The following is a 17108-nucleotide window of genomic DNA, read 5'->3' on the forward strand; positions in this document are numbered from 1 at the left end:
CACAGCAATGTGTGGAGCTGACCAATACTAATCGGTCGAGGGCTTGACCTACAGGTCTTTACGCGAGTAGAGGCCAACATCTAAAGCATGGCCTATGGCTGTGCACCACAAGATCTTTGGATGGATCTTAGTACATCTTTCGCTGCTAGTTTTCAGGGTACAACCCTGCTATGAGTAGTATGTCCGCAAGGAGATGCTGCGATTTTCGAAGTCTCTAACACTTCGGAACATCCTGTTTGGTGACGATGGCGGAAGGGAACCACGCGTACCCATCCCGAACACGACCGTTAAGCCTTCCAGCGCCGATGGTACTTGGACCGCAGGGTCCTGGGAGAGTAGGACGTTGCCAAGCGAGATAGAAAAGCCTTTTCGAACGAAAGTTCGAGAAGGCTTTTTGTTTTATAATAAAGGTTATTATTATCTGGTTGCTCTACTGGGTTGATGAAAGTCAGTACACATACATTTTGTAATTCACGTTGTGATAGGACAACTTGTCCCTGCAATTGAGTGTGAACGGGATTAATGCTCATCTGTTACGGTTATAAGGGCGTTTGAAAATGAAAAAGCACCAGGCTTTTGCTGCTACAGCCTCATGCTTTGTAAAACAATTTTATTGTTTGTAACAGGATGTTTCATTTGAACGCAATCGCAGCCAACCGATCTTATACTCTTTTCGGAACATAAAAAACAGATAGAATCGCCCGCCCATGATCCAAAGATGCACAAATAAAAAATTTGATATGGAATCGGCAGAAAGCCAAGGGTAAAGCAGTAGTATTCCGGCACAACCGGATACAAGCAGATGAAGATGCAGCCGGATAAAGGTTCGAAGCATTACATATTGTGACGGAATAAATCCTGTCCACAGGTGTGCCAGCCGGTACGACCAGCCCTGAAGGCCGGCATTGCGTACAAAATAAAGGTAACCCCGAATAACAAGTGCATACAGCAATTGTATAAAGAGGTAGCCGAAGATAAGCGACAGGAGGCTGCCTGTTAATACAGCTTTAATTCCCCAGACTGCAACAAAGGCATAATAACTGCCGAGCAGCAGGAAATGATGCGGGATTCGTCGAAGAAGGGTGTAAGTATAAATGACCGCATCGCTGGATGATGTATTTTTCACAAAGATAAACCTCCGTAAGATAAGCTAATCTCTCAAAAGAAGACGCAGTGGAGAATGTTCTCTATTAGCTATATCGGTGAACCGGATGTTCTTTTGAAGGTTTTAGGCCGATAAGCGCAGAAACATGTGAGTTTATCTTGCTATCTTGTCTAAAAATATCGTAAACCGGACATACTGCTTAATAGAAAAAAGAGTAGAGGTGATCCGTATGGAAGAATCCGTTCAACCTAAATGTATCGTGTGCGGCGAAACCAAACAAGAAGGCATCCAGATTGTATCGGAATTTATTTGCGAAGCCTGCGAGTCTGAGATTGTACATACGGATGTGCTGGATGTTAAATATTCTTTCTTTATCCGGCAGTTAAAACAGATATTTTATAAGAAAAATGCGTAGTTTCTGACTATTTAGAGATGGTTTGACTTGATTCATCGCGGACAGACAGGTATGCTTGACTTACTTCTATATTTATAGAGATTATACAGGTCTAAAGGATGCTTGGATATGTCGAATAAAAAGCGTGACGAAGCTCCCCTTTTTGAGCGGATGAGGGAGCATTTTAATAAATTGCCGGCGAGTTTTCATGTGCCCGGCCATAAATCTGGCAGAGGAGCGGACCCGGCGGCCGCTTCTTTTTTTGAGCCGCTGATGGCACTCGATTATACTGAGATCAGCGGGCTCGACGATCTTCATCAGCCGGAAGGCGTGATTCGCGAGGCGCAGGAACTCGCGGCAGACTGCTTCGGAGCGGATGAGACATTCTTCCTCGTCGGTGGCAGCACGGTCGGCAACCTGGCGATGATCATGTCGCTGTGCGGGACTGGCGACATTCTTCTCGTGCAGCGCAATGTACACAAATCCGTGCTTCACGGATTAATGCTGGCTGGCGCGCGCGCGGTTTTTATATCCCCGGTGCTAGGCGGGGATAGCGGAATACCGGCCTCCGTGAGACGGAGCGATGTCGAAGACGCGCTGAACCGTTACCCGGAGGCCAAGGGGCTGCTGCTGACCAATCCCAACTATTATGGGATGGGAGTGAATTTGCGCCCATATGCGGAGCTTGCGCACAGCAGGGGCATCCCGCTGCTGGTGGACGAAGCCCATGGGGCGCATTACGGTTTTCACCCGGAGCTGCCGGAGTCCGCTCTCGCAAGCGGGGCAGATGCGGTGGTTCAGTCCACGCATAAGATGCTCAGTGCGATGACGATGGGAGCGATGCTGCACCTGCAGGGGGACCGTATGGACCGCGAACGGATACGGACACTGCTGGCAATGCTGCAAAGCTCGAGCCCATCGTACCCAATTCTAGCTTCCCTTGATTTAGCGAGGAAGCAGATGCATACCCGCGGCAGAGAGCTGATTGATCAAGGACTCGCTGCTGTAAAATTGCTGCACTGCGGAATTCATTCGCTGCATGGTCTGAAGGTTCTCGAACCTCCTGCTGCTCATGAAGCTTACGATAGTCTGGATCCTTTTAAGATAACCCTATACGACTCAACGGGAACTCTCACGGGTACTGACCTTCAGGAATTGCTGGAAGAAGCGGGCTGTTATGTAGAGTTCGCTTCAGGGGCGTATGTCCTTCTCTTATTGACGATCTTTACGTCACTGGAGGATGCGCAAAGAGCTCTGGACGTTTGCAGAAGCATTTCAACGCGTTACTTAATTGAAAGGCAGGAACTTCGGGACACCAGCCCGAATACTATGTATAAGCCTCTTGTTTTCTCCGTTTCCGAGCCTGTTCCGATGAGCAGCCCACTGTTTACCAATAACCAAGAAAAGAATGAGAGTATCGTCCTGGCTTCCTTAAGTGATTCCACCGGACAACGTTCCGCTGAGATGGTGATTCCTTACCCGCCAGGAATCCCGCTTTTATATCCAGGGGAGATTATTACGGAAGAAATGACAAATCAGCTCAAAAAGCTCGTAGCATCAGGAGCGAGGTTTCATGGAAGTGCTGAGGTCTTGAGAGGATACCTGAAGGTTAGGCAAGACGGCCCGGATGAGAAGACTGCAAACACCATAGATTGACTTCCGACCGTCAGGTTGGTTTCGTTTATATTTTTAGGAGGGTAAAGTGAAAGATATATTCCTTACATTTGAGGGTCCGGATGGAGCCGGCAAAACAACCCAGCTGCGCCGGTTAGCCGATTCGTTGACTAAACTCGGATATGATATTGTGGTTACACGAGAACCGGGAGGCACATCGATCAGCGACAAAATACGCAGTTTGATTCTTGATCCGGAGCATGCAGAGATGAAAGATCAGACGGAGGTACTGCTCTATGCAGCTTCCAGGGCTCAGCACGTTCGTGAACTTATTGTTCCGGCTCTTGAAGCCAATCGTATTGTGCTCTGCGATCGTTTCGTCGATGCGAGCATCGCCTACCAAGCTTACGGTCTTGGTTTGGACGTGGAGCAGGTGGCCGCAGTCAATTCTTTCGCAACAGGCGGGTTGAAACCGACACGGACTTATTTGCTTGACGTGCCGGTAGAGACCAGTTTACAGCGCCTGTACAGCCGGGCTCAAGCCAGCGGCGGTGAGGCACTAGACCGCATTGAGCTGAAAGGCGAAACGTATCACAGCCGCGTTCGGGATGGTTTTATGACTCTTCTTGAGGAAAACCCGAATCGTATGCGGCTTATCGATGCGAATCGTTCGGAAGACGAAATTGCGGCCGATATTTTACGGGATTGTAATGAACTGTTAGATCGTGTCTTTTTTCCACAGCCTGAGGTATAATAAAAGAGGGGGATCTGCGATGAAACTCGTAATCGCCGTTGTTCAGGATAAAGATAGCAACCGTCTATCCAATGCATTGATCAAAGAGGGGTTCCGTGCGACTAAATTGGCCAGTACCGGAGGATTTCTCCGTGCAGGCAATACAACGTTCATGATCGGGATCGAAGATGAACGGGTACCGGAAGTTTTTAAAGTGATCAAAGCAAATTGCAAAGTACGCGATCAGCTCGTCACACCTGTATCGCCTATGGGTGGCACGACAGATTCATATATTCCGTTCCCGGTTGAAGTGCAGGTCGGCGGCGCAGCTGTATTCCTGCTTCCGGTGGAGCGTTTCGAGCATTACTGATCCGGAGGGGCTTGTCCCATATAGTGAAGCGCAAGCCATGTAATAAAAGGTAAAGGGGAGCATCTCGTTGAAAATCAATCCGGGTTGGCATCCGATCGGCAAGAACGTTAAAGTTACGGATTCGGCGCCTCCCCTACAGTCGCCTCCCAAAGATTTTTCTGCCTTTATGCTCAAACAGGATGAAAAGGTCACTATGGAGCAGTTAAACCGGCTGCTTCAACAAATCGGGCTCCAGGGTGACCGGCTTTCCAGATCCATGACTCTGCGTGAGCTGAGACAGTATAAACTTCTCATCAAACAGTTTCTGGAAGAGACGGCACGCCAGGGCGTAACCTTGCGGGATACGCGAGGTTGGGACCGGCGCGGGCGTACCAAGCGGTATAAACTGCTTGAAGAAGCGGATAGTACACTGCTTGCAATGGCTGACGAACTGCTGGAAACTGAACAAGGCCGTCTGGAAATTCTCCAGCGCATCGGCGAAATAAGGGGCATGCTGATCCACTTATTATTTTAATACCGTGGAGCGTATACAAATGTCTTTTCAAACGATCCCAGGTCAAGAAACGGCCAAACGCATATTGCAAAGCGGCTTGCGGCAGGATAAAATATCGCATGCTTATATATTTAGCGGGCCTGTAGGTACGGGAAGGAAACAAACCGCCCTTGTGCTCGCCAAAGCCATATATTGCACTAAAATGACGGATGACGCCTGCGGTGAATGTCTTGAATGCCGTAAGGTGGAGCATGGCAATCATCCGGATCTTTATTCCATTGAGCCTGATGGGGCTTCTATTAAGATTGATCAGATCCGAGAACTACAGAAAAAGTTCGCTTACCGTTCTTCCGGTTCGGGAACGAAGATTTATATCTTGAATCAAGCGGAGAAGATGACCGTCCAGGCGGCCAACAGTCTGCTGAAATTTCTAGAGGAACCAAACTCAAAAGTGGTGGCTATTCTTATTACAGAGAATGGACATGCCCTGCTGCCGACGATCCAATCGCGATCGCAATGGATTTCTTTCACGCCTATGCCTCGTGCGGACATGGCTCGGATTCTTCTTGAAGAAGGTCATCCTGCTGCACTTGTTCAGCCCGCGATTCATTTGACTGCCGGAATCCAGGCGGCTAAAGAATTAATTGGAAAGAATGGGTTTGCCGAAATACGCAGCACAATGATACAATTGTTGAGGGAAACGCTCACACGCTATCCGTCTTCCTTTGTAACGCTGCAGCAGAAATGGATGAAGGCCGGGCTGGCCGAACATACGGCTCTGCTCTTTGATCTTATGATTTTATGGTTGAAAGACATGGTTTCCCTGCGGATTGGACGCAAGGAAAATTTCGTATATACCGACCAGTTAGACTGGATGGCATCCCTGTCGTTTAAGCGGGAGACCGAAGATTGGGTCCGCTTGCTGGCAAGGGCGGTGGAGCTGCAGAAGCGCCTTCGTTTTAATGCCAATCCTCAGCTGGTTGTTGAGAAAATGTTAGTGGACATACAGGGGGTGTAACATGTATTCCGTCGTAGGTGTCCGCTTTAAGAAGGCGGGCAAGGTGTATTACTTTGATCCCATTGACCTTCCTGTGGAACAAGAGAATGCTGTAATTGTAGAAACCGCAAGAGGTATTGAGTACGGCAAAGTGGTCATAGGTAAGAAAACGGTACAGGAGAACGATGTTGTTCTTCCTCTTAAAAAGGTAATTCGGATCGCGAATCCATCGGATGCTGAGCTTGTGGAAGAGAACAAGAAAGCCGCTAAAGATGCATTCGGCGTCTGTTTGAACAAAATCAAGGATCATCAGCTCAAAATGAAGCTGGTTGATGTGGAATATACGTTTGATCGCAATAAGATTATTTTTTACTTTACTGCGGAGGGAAGAGTTGATTTCCGCGAACTGGTCAAAGATTTGGCCAGTATTTTCAGAACGCGGATTGAACTCCGTCAAATCGGTGTCAGGGATGAAGCCAAGATGCTTGGCGGAATTGGGCCTTGCGGAAGAATTCTGTGTTGCTCGTCTTTCCTGGGCGACTTTGAGCCGGTGTCGATCAAAATGGCGAAGGATCAGAATTTATCTTTGAATCCTACCAAAATTTCAGGCTTATGCGGACGTCTTATGTGCTGCCTGAAGTTCGAACATGACAACTACGAGAGCGCCAAAGACAGTGTGCCTACCGTAGGAACTTTTGTCATTACCTCGCTTGGAAATGGTAAAGTACTGTCGCTGAACATGAACGAAAGAACTTGCAAAGTCCAGCTTTACGATATTGGCAAGATTATGGATTTGCCTTTTGACGATGTAGCGGAGCAAGATTAAGTTTAACGGAAGCGGGAAGCGTTACTTGAGGTGAGACAGTGGAGAAACACGAAATGTTTGCACAAATCGATGGATTGGAAGAGCAGATCGGTAAAGCGCATGCTGAACTGGGAGATTTGAAGAAGACCATCATTACTTTGCTCGAAGAGAATCAACGGCTAACGATGGAGAATCAGCAGCTGCGCAAACTGCTCAAACAGGGGGATGCTGAACCTGTGGAACTTGAACCTGAGAAGGGCATAGAGCCGGTGATTGGGGAAGGGTATGACAATTTGGCCCGTCTGTATTATGAAGGCTTTCACATCTGCAATGTCTATTACGGGCATTTGCGGACGGAAGGAGATTGTTTGTTCTGCCTGTCTTTCTTAAATAAATAACGTGAGCCGTAGGGAGGTTATCTTCTCTACGGTTTTTTCCATATCAATGTTGTACCTTTTAATAGAAGAAACACGTCTAAGGAGGAACTATTTATGCAGGTTGTACTGCAAAATACGGAACGGATTGATGACCTGCTCACCCACGATCTGCGGATTATTCAAAGTGAAGAGGTATTCGCATTCTCGCTGGATGCTGTTCTGCTTGCACGATTCTGTTCGGTGCCGCCGCGCGGTAAAATTGTAGATTTGTGTTCGGGCAATGGTGTTATTCCGCTGCTGCTGACTACGCGTACCAAGGCAAAGATCTGGGCGGTTGAAATTCAGGAGAGATTAGCCGATATGGGCCGGCGCAATATTGAGTTGAATCAGCTTGAAGACAACCTTCATATGATACATGGGGATTTGAAAAATGTACATCGCACACTGGGCGCTTCGCAATATGATCTTGTAACGGTGAACCCCCCGTATCTGCCAGTACCGGCTGGAGAACAAAACCGTAATCAACATGTGGCTGCCGCGAGACATGAGATTTTCTGTACACTCGAAGATGTAGTTGCGGCTTCGGCCAAATTGCTGCGTCCTGGAGGGAAGATGGCGATGGTTCACCGTCCGAATCGGCTTGTGGATATTGTAGCGCTGATGAGGCAATACCGGGTAGAGCCCAAACGTGTGCGTTTCGTTCATCCGCGTCAGGGTGAAGAAGCTATGATGGTATTAGTTGAAGGAATCCGGGACGGTAAACCGGATTTAAAGACTTTGCCTCCGCTCATCGTGCATGGCAAAGACGGCAAATATTGCGGCGAACTCCACTCGGTATTCTATGGAGAGAAGAGCCAGTTGGATAACACGGATACTGTAATGAAGAACTCGAGGATAGAGGACCATAACCATGCAAATTCAGAAAAGCTATGAAGCTCTTAATGATACAGGGATTTTATATTTGGTCGGTACCCCGATCGGGAACCTGGAGGATATGACGTACCGGGCGGTACGTACGCTGAAGGAAGCGGATCTCATCGCAGCCGAGGATACGCGTCAATCCCGCAAGCTGCTGACGCACTTTGATATTCCGGGCCGTCTCGTCAGTTATCACGAGCATAACAAGCAGGCAAGCGGGCCTGAGCTGGTCAGACTGATGAGTGAGGGACAGACTATCGCACTCATCAGCGATGCGGGGCTGCCGGCGATATCCGATCCCGGACATGACCTTGTCCGTCTGGCAATCGAAGCCGGCATCCCGGTCGTGCCGATCCCGGGCGCGAATGCGGCCTTGTCTGCGCTCATTGCATCCGGGCTTCCGACCGATGAATTCACATTCATCGGATTCCTGCCCCGAGAGAAGAAAGACATGCAGCGGGAATTGACCCGGCTTATGCCGGCACCAGGCACGCTGCTGTTCTACGAGTCCCCCCATAGAGTCATGCGCACGCTCGAGCAAATGCTCGAAGTATGGGGGGATCGTCAGGTCTGCCTCGCGCGTGAACTCACTAAGCGCTTCGAGGAATTCGCGCGCGGCACAGTCAGTCAGGCGCTGGAGTATTTGGGCGAACACCCGCCGCAGGGAGAATACGTTCTTCTGGTCGAAGGTCGCAGCAAGGCGGAGGCTGCGGTGGCGGAAGCGGCATGGTGGCAGGAGCTGACGCTAGAGGATCACGCCGAGCATTACGTTCAGCAGGGATTGAGCAAGAAGGACGCTATCAAGAAAACCGCATCCGATCGCGGTCTGCCCAAACGGGAGGTATATAACGAACTGTTGCGGGATTGAAGATCCCAGTTCTCCTCTATCTGCAGATGAACAAAAAAAAGGTCTCTAAGTCCGAGAGCAGAGCTAACGGTCTTAGAGACGTAGAGGAGATATGAAAAAGGTTAGAATTACCAAAAGGAACTTTACTAGTTTTTATTATATACTATTTTTCTTATTTTGTCACAGGTATTGGCATTTCATTTAAACATTCGTGACAAACAATTTTTCCTTTGAAATACGTTACGTTCTCCGCGTTTCCGCAGAAGATACAAGCAGGCTCGTATTTCTTAAGCATGATGCGCTCACCATCTACATAAATTTCAAGCGCGTCTTTTTCTCCGATACCGAGCGTACGGCGCAATTCGATCGGGATTACGACACGACCCAATTCATCAACTTTCCTTACAATACCTGTGGACTTCATCATATATGAAAGCTCCTTCCAATCTACTGGGATAATTAATCGTCATTATTCGACATTGTTTTCGATATTCATGATACCAAGCATTCCCAAAATAGTCAACCCAAAATTGGTCTCTAATTGCAGTTTTTATAATTAATGAATTCTTTGTGAATTGCAAAAATCCTTCTTTATTCGTGAGAAATAAGTGGGTTTTTGAAAATTATTTTATTTTCTTAGTTTGACAAAGGTTTTATTTGTGCGACAAAGTAGATTCTGTCTGGAAATCGAAACAAAACATTATTCGACAAAATACCACTAAAACTGATCTGATTTGATGCTTAAATGTCGAAAAAGGAGGCCGGAAATGGATGATAGAAGAAAAAGTTTTCAAAGATCCCGTCCATAAGTATATTTATGTGCAGGACCGGATCGTATGGGATTTAATTAATACCAAGGAATTTCAAAGACTTCGGCGGATTCGGCAGCTTGGCACCTCCTTTTTGACCTTTCATGGGGCGGAGCACAGCAGGTTCTCACATTCGCTTGGGGTTTATGAAATCACGAGAAAGATTATTTCACAGTTCGAACGAAACCAGTACGCAGACTGGCCGGCGGAGGAAAGGCTGCTCTGTCTATGTGCAGCACTGCTTCACGACGTGGGACACGGGCCCTTTTCGCACTCCATAGAGAAAGTATTCGGAACGAATCATGAAAATTGGTCGTGCCGGATTATTTTAGGCGATACGGATGTTAACAAAGTGCTTTCACAAGTGTCGCCAACCTTTCCTCATGATGTAGCCGGTGTTATATGCAAGACGTACCGCCGTGAGATTGTAACCAGCTTGGTTTCTTCTCAGCTTGACGCGGACCGTATGGATTATTTGCTTAGGGATGCTTATTTTACAGGGGTTAATTACGGTACTTTCGATTTGGAGAGGATATTAAGGGTCCTGCGTCCGTATCAGGGGAAAATTGTCGTGAAAGAAAGCGGAATGCATGCAGTTGAAGACTACTTGATGTCCCGCTATCAAATGTACTGGCAGGTTTATTTTCATCCTGTCACCCGCAGTGCCGAAATTTTGCTCGGTAAAGCTTTGGAATGCGCAAAGGCGCTTTTTGAAGAGGGCTATTCTTTTGAATTTATGCCGGAGCCGATTCTTCACCTGTTTCAGGGTAAACTGTCCTTATCTGATTATTTCCTGCTGGATGAGTCTTTGATGCAAACGGTATTGATGTATTGGACTTTAGAAAAAGACCCCGTACTGGCAGATCTTTCGGGAAGATTCCTGCACCGCCGTTTGTTCAAATTCACCTCAGTGGATGAGCAGGAAATTAGTCTGCTGACGGACTTTCAGGATGCGCTGGAGGAAGCGGGACTTGATCCTAACTATTATATGGAGATGGACTTTCCTTCCGATCAATCCTATGACGTATACAGACCGGGATTCGGCAAAGATGATAAGCTTCCGATCCTTCTTTTGGACAGCCAGGACAGATTGAGCGAAATTACAGAGCGTTCCGAAATCGTCAAATCGATCTCTGGTCTTCATATGGGCCAGCATCGTATCTATTATCCGGCTGAATTATTTGAGACTAGCGGTCCGAAGGTAGATGTTCTAAGGCGGAGACTGTTTGATTGAAAGAAGAAATGTTCACATGAAAGAAGATGTCCGCATGGAAGAAAAGATAGGGTACCAACGAATAAGATTAGAGGAGCTGTTAAGTTATGTTGACGGACACCCATACTCATATGAACAACGAGGCTTTTGACGAAGACCGGGATGAGGCGATCCTCCGCGCCCGGGAGAATGGGGTTACACGCATTGTTAATGTAGGATTTAACCGGGAGACGATTCCTTCATCTATTGCACTTGCCGAGAAATACGATTTTATCTGGACAACCGTAGGTTGGCATCCGACCGATGCTATTGATATGAAGCCTGGTGATCTGGAGTGGATCGAAGAGTTATGCGGTCACGAGAAGGTGGTTGCCATAGGAGAAATCGGTCTTGATTATCACTGGGACACTTCCCCCAAGGATGTACAAGCCCGCGTCTTCCGTGAACAGATCCGTCTTGCCCGTAAGATGGGCCTGCCGATTGTTATACACAACCGTGATGCTCATAAGGATATTGTGGATATTCTGAGGGAAGAAAAAGCCGCCGAAGTCGGCGGCATTATGCACTGTTATTCAGGCAGCTGGGAAACGGCGAAGCAGTGTCTGGATATGAATTTCCATATTTCCTTCGGCGGCCCTATTACTTTTAAGAATGCGAAGCAGCCGAAGGAAGTCTTGCAGCAGGTGCCGCTCGACCGTCTGCTGATCGAGACGGATGCACCTTATCTCACTCCGCATCCTTTCCGCGGGAAGCGCAACGAGACTTCCTATGTACGGCTCGTAGCCGAAGCGGCTGCAGAGCTTCGCGGCATGAGCCTCGAAGAGCTGGCGGAGGCGACTACAGAGAACGCGGTGCGTCTACTCGGTCTCAAATGAAGCGGTGAATTTGCGCTTCATGACGGTCGCGCACAGCAGGAGCCCCAATGCAAGAGCGGCCAGCGGCGCTGCCGAGTATACACCTGCTCCGCTTAGTAGCATCAGCAGGGAGAGGATAACTCCTTGGACCGTAAAGGCTGCGGCCACAATCCGGAGTACAGCTCCGATTTTCATCCGCTCGTTGACCGGATAGGTTTGCAGCCAGAAGGTATACCGGTGGGACTGCTCCAGGGATGTGAGCTGCATCAGGGTAATGAACATGGCCGCAGCGCTGACTAAGGCTGCCGCTACAACCGATTGAACGGCGATTATAACCAAAGCGGCAATCAAAGTGATGCGGACTACAATTCCCAGCAGTTCCGACCGGACGAATGTTTTGGTAAACAGATACAGATAAAGAGACGAACGCTTGAACCGATACAGACGGGTTATACCGGCCAGCACTCTCCGCTGCTTGACCCGGACAGGCAACTGGGGGACATCGGCAAATCCGCTGAAGAACAGATACAGCCTGTGCTGTTGTCTTTTCTCATTATCAATCAAAAAGTCCCACGCGACTCCGTGAACCTGGCGTGCTGGCAGCAGCTTATAGATCAAGGTCCAGAGAAGGAGAGCGGCAAGCAGAACAATGCCTCCCATAAAAGGTCCCTTGCCGAACAACACGTAAAGAGCAACTCCCGTCAGAAGCCAGCGGTACCCTTGCGACAGCAATCGCCATCCCGGAGATGAAAAGCGGCCTTCCTGCCATGATCCAAGCAGGTTGGCTGTTTTTATTAGAAGAATGAACAGAAGCATCAGCAGAAGGGGCTGTGCATTCTCCCCTGTGCAGTGCTTATAGAGCGGCCAAATGACCAGAGTCAGCACGATTCCCCGCAAGCTTTGGATGATTAAACTGTAGCGGAATGAGGGACGGAAAAATGCGCTCATGACGGGTTCAAGCGGGAGCAGGAAAACCCGGTCGGCATTTTTCAGCAGCGTTCGTACAGAGCCTGCCGAAAGAGCGGGAGTAAGGAGGACCAGAACGATCCACAGGTAAGGGAAAGTTGTCGGAAGCTGATCCAGGGTTTTTGCATAGTAATAGGAAGAAACAATAAAAAGAAGGAAAAGAAAGCCGAAAAACTGGCTTCTTGCGACATAGGCCCAATACCCGGAAGCTTCTTTGCGGTATTGGTCGAATCTGCGCTTCCATAATTGTCGGACGGCGCTGGCGGTTCCTCCCGGATACGCAATTGTAGCGTGCTTCATGCCGGATTCCCCCGGATAAAGTGATAGAACAGCTCGTCCAGTGTCGCTTCAGGCAGACCGGCCCGCTGTCGAAGTTCAAGTAGCGTTCCTTGCGCCAGAATTTCACCGTGATGAAGCACTACGAACCGGTCACAGTATTTCTCGATGGTCGCCAGAATATGGGAACAAATGAGAAAACTGGCTCCTTCTTTCCTGAACTCATCCATCATATCGAGCAGCGAACGCATGGCGAGCGGGTCGAGACCCAAGAACGGCTCATCAATGACGTACAGAGACGGTTTTACCAGAAATGCATTCATAATCATGACCTTCTGCTTCATGCCTTTGGAGAGCTGACTTGGGAAGCTGGTACGCTTGGCTTGCATCTGGAATTCGTCCATCAGCCTCTGTGAGCGTGCCCGATATTCCGCATCGGAGACACCGTAAGCCATGGCAGTCAGTTCCAGGTGTTCTTCAATAGTAAGTTCATCATAAAGTTCAGGCGATTCCGGTACAAAAGAGTAGGAAGCCCTGTAGCCAAGCGGATCTTCTTCTAACGTTTTATTGCCGATTCTTACAGATCCTTCCTGGGGCTTCAACAGGCCAAGGATGTGTTTGATCGTCGTGCTTTTACCCGCACCGTTAAGTCCGATCAGGCCGACCATCTCACCTTCTCCGACTCGGATATCCAGGTTGCGGATAATGGGTTTGCCCGGGAGATAACCTCCGCTGAGTTTAGAGATGTCAAGAATGGGATTCATGCTTTCACCTGCTTTTTTCTTATCGATAGCAGCGCTTTTGGATCAGTGAAACGCTTTTTTACCGTAAATTTATTATAGTCAAAAAATGCCGGAAAGCCCAATCACACAAGGATTTAGCGGAAGGTCAATAATGAATTGTTCGTAAAGAGGAGTAAAAAGGAGGATTCGTGCAATAAAGTGAGATATACAAGAATCTATTGGTTAAATTTGCTTATTTTTAAGGAATATGCCCCCTTTACAGGTTGGATATTTGAGCGTAATATACTTTCATAATAACTTAATAAAAACGCCAAGTTTTAAACGCTGAGTTTCCGTAACAGGGAAACGGGGGAACCGCTGTCAAGGTCGGCTCTATTCTGAACCGATACAACAGAACAATTTGGGGTGAATCTCAATGGCAGGCGCAGGCAGCGTCGCCGGCGAGTAGGGCAGCTCTCAGGGCCCGAATCCGTCAGCTAACCTCGTAAGCGTACCGGGAGAGGTAACCACTGTCGTGTTATTCTGCTTAACTGCGCTCACACACAGGCCACGGAAGCTTCCTCTTTCCGATGGCCTTTTTGATTATTCTCGGACGGGTATTCGACCCGGCATAAACTCAAGTTAGCACATGGAGGTGATGTCGAACCCGGCTGATGGTTCCCGTGAAGGGCGTCTGCGGGAAAAGAAGACAAATGCAAGGGTTCCGTTAGGAACCGCCAAATAAACCCTGAGTCACGTCTGAAGTACTATGTGAATCACCAAGGCGGGGCTTCGAAGGAGGACCGAAGAAGTGGGAAATATCTCGCAACAAGATACCCATGTAAAGCGATCATCCAGTATGTCCTTCGCACTGCGATGGAAACATGTAAACTTGCGTATGATCATCCTTGCAGCTATCATTTCATTCGCGTTGATGTTCATGTTATTGGTATTGTTATACGGTACGGCCGGCAAGAGCGTATCTTTGGTAGTGAATGGACAAGAAACCGTTGTCGAAACAAGACAGGGAGTCCTGCAGCGCCTACTGGATGAACAAGCCATTACAATTGGGGAGCACGATCAGGTATCCATGCCGCTTGACGGTAAGATTAAAGACGGTCAGCAGATTGTCATCGATCATGCTACACCCGTACAGCTGACTGCCGATGGGCAGACGCAAACTGTGCACACCACAGCGAAAACGGTAGAAAAAGTACTGCAGGATTCAAATATTTCGCTTGGAGAGCTTGATAAAGTGACTCCGGCTAAGGACGCATCTCTTGCGGCTAATACCGCCATTGAGGTTGTCCGTGTTAAGAAGGAAACCGAGGATATCTCGGAACCGATCGCTTTTAATGTGGTGAAGAAGACGGACGCTGATCTGCTGAAAGGCAAGGAGCAGGTTGTTCAAGAAGGTAAGGAAGGTTTGCTCGTCAAGAAGAAAGAAAAGGTATTTGAGAACGGCAAACTCATATCCGAGCAAGTCGTAGATCAAGCAGTGAAGAACGAGAGCGTAGATAAAATCGTGGCAATAGGCACAAAAAATCCGGTCGTTACGGTGGCAGCCGCATCCGAACCGGTTAAACCCAAAACGGCAGCTAAAGCAAGTGCAGCAAGCTCCGAAATGGACGCAAAGAAAATATTAAAGAATGTTACATTGACCGCATATTCATCGCAAGAACCGGGAGTTGGTAACAGAACCGCCAGCGGAACGAAACCTACACAAGGCCGGACTATTGCAGTTGACACATCCGTTATTCCTATGGGATGGTGGGTATACATTGAAGGAATCGGCTACCGCCGTGCAGAAGATACAGGTGGCGCCATTAAAGGACAAAAGATGGACGTTTATTTCGATAGCATGAGCTATGCGAAGACGTTCGGTGTGAAGCGTGGCTACACCGTTTATGTCATCGGTCCGAATAAACCGACTCAAGATTAGGATAACATGTTACCAGGTAGATTGATTTACAAATTGGTAACAAAATGTATGTCAAAAAGAAGAGGCTTGCCTCTTCTTTTTGCGTGTTCAAGAAAGGACAAACTGTATGATTAAAGAAATCATTGTAGTCGAGGGAAAAGACGATACAACCGCGATCAAACGGGCTGTAGACGCGGATACAATCGAAACCGGCGGGTCGGCGATCAACCGGGAGATACTGGAACGTATCCGGTTAGCCCAGGAGAGGCGCGGTGTCATTGTATTTACCGATCCGGATCATGCCGGTGAGCGTATCCGCAAAATTATCTCCAGTAAAGTTCCGGGCTGCAAGCATGCCTTTCTCCCTCAGGAGCTAGCTGAACGCCGCGGGGACATCGGTGTCGAGAATGCGTCAACGGAGTCGATCCGCATTGCATTAAACAATGTGAAGACGGAATATGAAGGGGCTGTATCCCAGCTTACCTGGGAGGATTTGATCGAAGCGGGACTCATTGTTCATCCGGATGCGGCGGCAAGACGTCTTGCGGTGGGAAAAAAACTCGGAATCGGGTATTGTAATGGTAAGCAGTTTTATAAACGCTGTGCTGCTTTTCAAATTTCCCGCGAAGAGTTCGAAGCTGCGTTAGAATTAATATCGCCACCGGAACGGTAATTACATGTTATTTGCTTTCAGACAGGAAAGCTTGGAGGAACTAGTATGAATCAGAATGAACAAGGAACCGGCTTGTCCATGTCCGCACAGGACGTTGCGACTCCTGGTAGAACCAAAGAGATTCTGAAGAAGAATCATCTCGTATTGAAAAAAAGCCTCGGTCAGAACTTCCTGACCGATGGCAATGTGCTTCGCAGCATTATTTCCGCGGCTGAGCTTGCATCGGACAAAGGGGCCCTCGAGATCGGGCCTGGAATCGGCGCGCTCACTCAGCAGCTGGCCAAAGAAGCGGGCCGGGTCGTGGCCGTCGAAATCGACAGGCGCTTGCTGCCGATTCTGGAGGAGACGCTGGCACCGTATGAGACGGCGGAGGTCATTCACGGAGATGTGCTCAAGCTCGACTTGCGCAAAATCATCTCCGAGAAATTCGCCGGCATATCCGGTATCAGTGTGGTCGCCAACCTTCCTTACTACATCACGACGCCCATTATCATGAAGCTTCTGGAAGAAAAGCTTCCTCTTGAGAATATCGTCGTGATGATCCAGAAGGAAGTGGCTGACCGCATGGCGGCCAAGCCGGGCGGCAAGGAGTACGGCAGCCTGAGCATTGCCGTGCAGTATTACTGCGAGGCGCAGCAGGTCGCGATTGTGCCGCGCACGGTGTTCGTGCCGCAGCCGAACGTGGATTCGGCTGTTATACGCCTGCGCCTGCGCAAGGAGCCGGCCGTTGCGGTCACGGATGAAGCTTTCTTCTTCGAAGTTGTTCAGGCCAGCTTTGCGCAGCGCCGCAAAACTATCTACAACAACCTCGCGGCCCGCTTCTTCACGAAAGAGACCAAGCCTGAGCTTGAAGCTCTGCTGCTCGGGGCCGGCATCGAGCCGATCCGCCGCGGCGAGACACTCAGCATGGAAGAATATGCACGGCTCACAGAAGCGCTGCTAAGTTGCCCGAGCTGCAACCGGAGCAAATAGCCGGGGGCTAATCACCAAATGCCCATTCCCGCCATAAGATAGGCTTAGG

19 protein-coding genes, 1 rRNA gene and 1 riboswitch are annotated in these 17108 nt (G+C 48.8%); of the genes, 16 read left to right on the forward strand and 4 right to left on the reverse strand.

From position 1 onward, the window contains the following. Positions 1–235: 235 nt before the first annotated feature. A 5S ribosomal RNA gene (gene rrf / locus AR333_RS22325) occupies positions 236–352 on the forward strand. Positions 353–610: 258 nt separating this feature from the next. Here rrf and AR333_RS22330 read toward each other — a convergent pair. After that, positions 611–1126 (reverse strand): hypothetical protein, encoded by a 516-nt coding sequence (locus AR333_RS22330; RefSeq protein ID WP_068777582.1) that lies wholly within the window; start codon positions 1124–1126, stop codon positions 611–613. 208 nt (positions 1127–1334) lie between these two features. Between AR333_RS22330 and AR333_RS22335 the strand changes: the two genes are divergently transcribed. The 10 genes from AR333_RS22335 (at position 1335) to rsmI (ending at position 8674) form a co-directional block, all read left to right on the forward strand. Next, on the forward strand, positions 1335–1520 hold the full coding sequence (locus AR333_RS22335; RefSeq protein WP_068777583.1) for a sigma factor G inhibitor Gin: 186 nt from the start codon (positions 1335–1337) through the stop codon (positions 1518–1520). Positions 1521–1628: 108 nt separating this feature from the next. After that, positions 1629–3155 (forward strand): aminotransferase class I/II-fold pyridoxal phosphate-dependent enzyme, encoded by a 1527-nt coding sequence (locus AR333_RS22340; protein WP_068777584.1) that lies wholly within the window; start codon positions 1629–1631, stop codon positions 3153–3155. 46 nt (positions 3156–3201) lie between these two features. After that, positions 3202–3867: a dTMP kinase gene (gene tmk / locus AR333_RS22345; protein WP_068777585.1), complete on the forward strand. Its 666-nt coding sequence runs from the start codon at positions 3202–3204 to the stop codon at positions 3865–3867. A 19-nt stretch (positions 3868–3886) separates the two neighbouring features. Further along, positions 3887–4216: a cyclic-di-AMP receptor gene (locus AR333_RS22350; RefSeq protein WP_068777586.1), complete on the forward strand. Its 330-nt coding sequence runs from the start codon at positions 3887–3889 to the stop codon at positions 4214–4216. 67 nt (positions 4217–4283) lie between these two features. Beyond that, positions 4284–4730: a YaaR family protein gene (locus AR333_RS22355; RefSeq protein ID WP_068777587.1), complete on the forward strand. Its 447-nt coding sequence runs from the start codon at positions 4284–4286 to the stop codon at positions 4728–4730. Between the two features lie 19 nt (positions 4731–4749). Beyond that, positions 4750–5727 carry a DNA polymerase III subunit delta' gene (gene holB, locus AR333_RS22360; protein WP_068777588.1) on the forward strand — a complete coding sequence of 326 codons (978 nt, stop codon included), beginning with the start codon at positions 4750–4752 and terminating at the stop codon, positions 5725–5727. A gap of 1 nt (position 5728) precedes the next feature. Continuing rightward, a complete protein-coding gene (locus AR333_RS22365; RefSeq protein WP_068777589.1) occupies positions 5729–6532 on the forward strand; it encodes a stage 0 sporulation family protein in 804 nt (267 codons plus the stop codon). Between the two features lie 38 nt (positions 6533–6570). Then, the gene (yabA, locus tag AR333_RS22370; protein ID WP_068777590.1) at positions 6571–6909 is read left to right on the forward strand and encodes a DNA replication initiation control protein YabA; all 339 of its coding nucleotides are present in this window, start codon (positions 6571–6573) and stop codon (positions 6907–6909) included. A 93-nt stretch (positions 6910–7002) separates the two neighbouring features. Continuing rightward, positions 7003–7821 carry a tRNA1(Val) (adenine(37)-N6)-methyltransferase gene (locus AR333_RS22375; protein ID WP_068777591.1) on the forward strand — a complete coding sequence of 273 codons (819 nt, stop codon included), beginning with the start codon at positions 7003–7005 and terminating at the stop codon, positions 7819–7821. Further along, positions 7799–8674: a 16S rRNA (cytidine(1402)-2'-O)-methyltransferase gene (gene rsmI, locus AR333_RS22380; RefSeq protein ID WP_068777592.1), complete on the forward strand. Its 876-nt coding sequence runs from the start codon at positions 7799–7801 to the stop codon at positions 8672–8674. The genes AR333_RS22375 and rsmI overlap by 23 nt, the downstream gene beginning before the upstream one ends. Before the next feature lie 151 nt (positions 8675–8825). Here the strand turns inward: rsmI and AR333_RS22385 are convergent, their stop codons facing one another. Further along, the gene (locus AR333_RS22385; protein ID WP_009671874.1) at positions 8826–9080 is read right to left on the reverse strand and encodes an AbrB/MazE/SpoVT family DNA-binding domain-containing protein; all 255 of its coding nucleotides are present in this window, start codon (positions 9078–9080) and stop codon (positions 8826–8828) included. A gap of 344 nt (positions 9081–9424) precedes the next feature. On the opposite strand from AR333_RS22385, the gene AR333_RS22390 reads away from it, so the two are divergent. Then, complete coding sequence (locus AR333_RS22390; RefSeq protein WP_068777593.1) at positions 9425–10696, forward strand: HD domain-containing protein; 1272 nt, start codon at positions 9425–9427, stop codon at positions 10694–10696. Between the two features lie 86 nt (positions 10697–10782). Next, positions 10783–11550 carry a TatD family hydrolase gene (locus AR333_RS22395; RefSeq protein WP_068777594.1) on the forward strand — a complete coding sequence of 256 codons (768 nt, stop codon included), beginning with the start codon at positions 10783–10785 and terminating at the stop codon, positions 11548–11550. Here AR333_RS22395 and AR333_RS22400 read toward each other — a convergent pair. After that, positions 11533–12795, reverse strand: coding sequence for an ABC transporter permease (locus AR333_RS22400; protein WP_068777595.1), 1263 nt, complete (start codon positions 12793–12795; stop codon positions 11533–11535). The genes AR333_RS22395 and AR333_RS22400 overlap by 18 nt on opposite strands. Further along, positions 12792–13535, reverse strand: a complete 744-nt coding sequence (locus AR333_RS22405; protein ID WP_068777596.1) for an ABC transporter ATP-binding protein — start codon at positions 13533–13535, stop codon at positions 12792–12794. Before AR333_RS22405 ends, AR333_RS22400 begins: the two co-directional genes overlap by 4 nt. Before the next feature lie 291 nt (positions 13536–13826). Then, positions 13827–14021: riboswitch (cyclic di-AMP (ydaO/yuaA leader) on the forward strand. A gap of 283 nt (positions 14022–14304) precedes the next feature. Here AR333_RS22405 and AR333_RS22410 point away from each other — a divergent pair. From AR333_RS22410 to rsmA, 3 genes are all read left to right on the forward strand, one after another. Continuing rightward, positions 14305–15435, forward strand: a complete 1131-nt coding sequence (locus AR333_RS22410; protein WP_068777597.1) for a 3D domain-containing protein — start codon at positions 14305–14307, stop codon at positions 15433–15435. 106 nt (positions 15436–15541) lie between these two features. Next, positions 15542–16087: a ribonuclease M5 gene (rnmV, locus tag AR333_RS22415; protein ID WP_068777598.1), complete on the forward strand. Its 546-nt coding sequence runs from the start codon at positions 15542–15544 to the stop codon at positions 16085–16087. A gap of 45 nt (positions 16088–16132) precedes the next feature. Next, entirely contained in the window at positions 16133–17059 is a 927-nt protein-coding gene (gene rsmA / locus AR333_RS22420) for a 16S rRNA (adenine(1518)-N(6)/adenine(1519)-N(6))-dimethyltransferase RsmA (protein WP_068777599.1), read from the forward strand. Positions 17060–17108 lie beyond the last annotated feature (49 nt).

It is taken from the genome of Paenibacillus sp. FJAT-26967 (assembly GCF_001541095.1).
Taxonomy (GTDB): Bacteria; Bacillota; Bacilli; order Paenibacillales; family NBRC-103111; genus Paenibacillus_F.

Bases quoted from the DNA above. Each gene is read 5' to 3' on its own strand.
- AR333_RS22385 (WP_009671874.1), bottom strand. From the start codon at position 9,080: ATGATGAAGTCCACAGGTATTGTAAGGAAAGTTGATGAATTGGGTCGT.
- AR333_RS22365 (WP_068777589.1), top strand. From the start codon at position 5,729: ATGTATTCCGTCGTAGGTGTCCGCTTTAAGAAGGCGGGCAAGGTGTAT.
- AR333_RS22340 (WP_068777584.1), top strand. From the start codon at position 1,629: ATGTCGAATAAAAAGCGTGACGAAGCTCCCCTTTTTGAGCGGATGAGG.
- AR333_RS22375 (WP_068777591.1), top strand. From the start codon at position 7,003: ATGCAGGTTGTACTGCAAAATACGGAACGGATTGATGACCTGCTCACC.
- AR333_RS22395 (WP_068777594.1), top strand. From the start codon at position 10,783: ATGTTGACGGACACCCATACTCATATGAACAACGAGGCTTTTGACGAA.
- AR333_RS22335 (WP_068777583.1), top strand. From the start codon at position 1,335: ATGGAAGAATCCGTTCAACCTAAATGTATCGTGTGCGGCGAAACCAAA.
- AR333_RS22405 (WP_068777596.1), bottom strand. From the start codon at position 13,535: ATGAATCCCATTCTTGACATCTCTAAACTCAGCGGAGGTTATCTCCCG.
- AR333_RS22390 (WP_068777593.1), top strand. From the start codon at position 9,425: ATGATAGAAGAAAAAGTTTTCAAAGATCCCGTCCATAAGTATATTTAT.
- rnmV (WP_068777598.1), top strand. From the start codon at position 15,542: ATGATTAAAGAAATCATTGTAGTCGAGGGAAAAGACGATACAACCGCG.
- rsmA (WP_068777599.1), top strand. From the start codon at position 16,133: ATGAATCAGAATGAACAAGGAACCGGCTTGTCCATGTCCGCACAGGAC.
- holB (WP_068777588.1), top strand. From the start codon at position 4,750: ATGTCTTTTCAAACGATCCCAGGTCAAGAAACGGCCAAACGCATATTG.
- AR333_RS22400 (WP_068777595.1), bottom strand. From the start codon at position 12,795: ATGAAGCACGCTACAATTGCGTATCCGGGAGGAACCGCCAGCGCCGTC.
- AR333_RS22350 (WP_068777586.1), top strand. From the start codon at position 3,887: ATGAAACTCGTAATCGCCGTTGTTCAGGATAAAGATAGCAACCGTCTA.
- rsmI (WP_068777592.1), top strand. From the start codon at position 7,799: ATGCAAATTCAGAAAAGCTATGAAGCTCTTAATGATACAGGGATTTTA.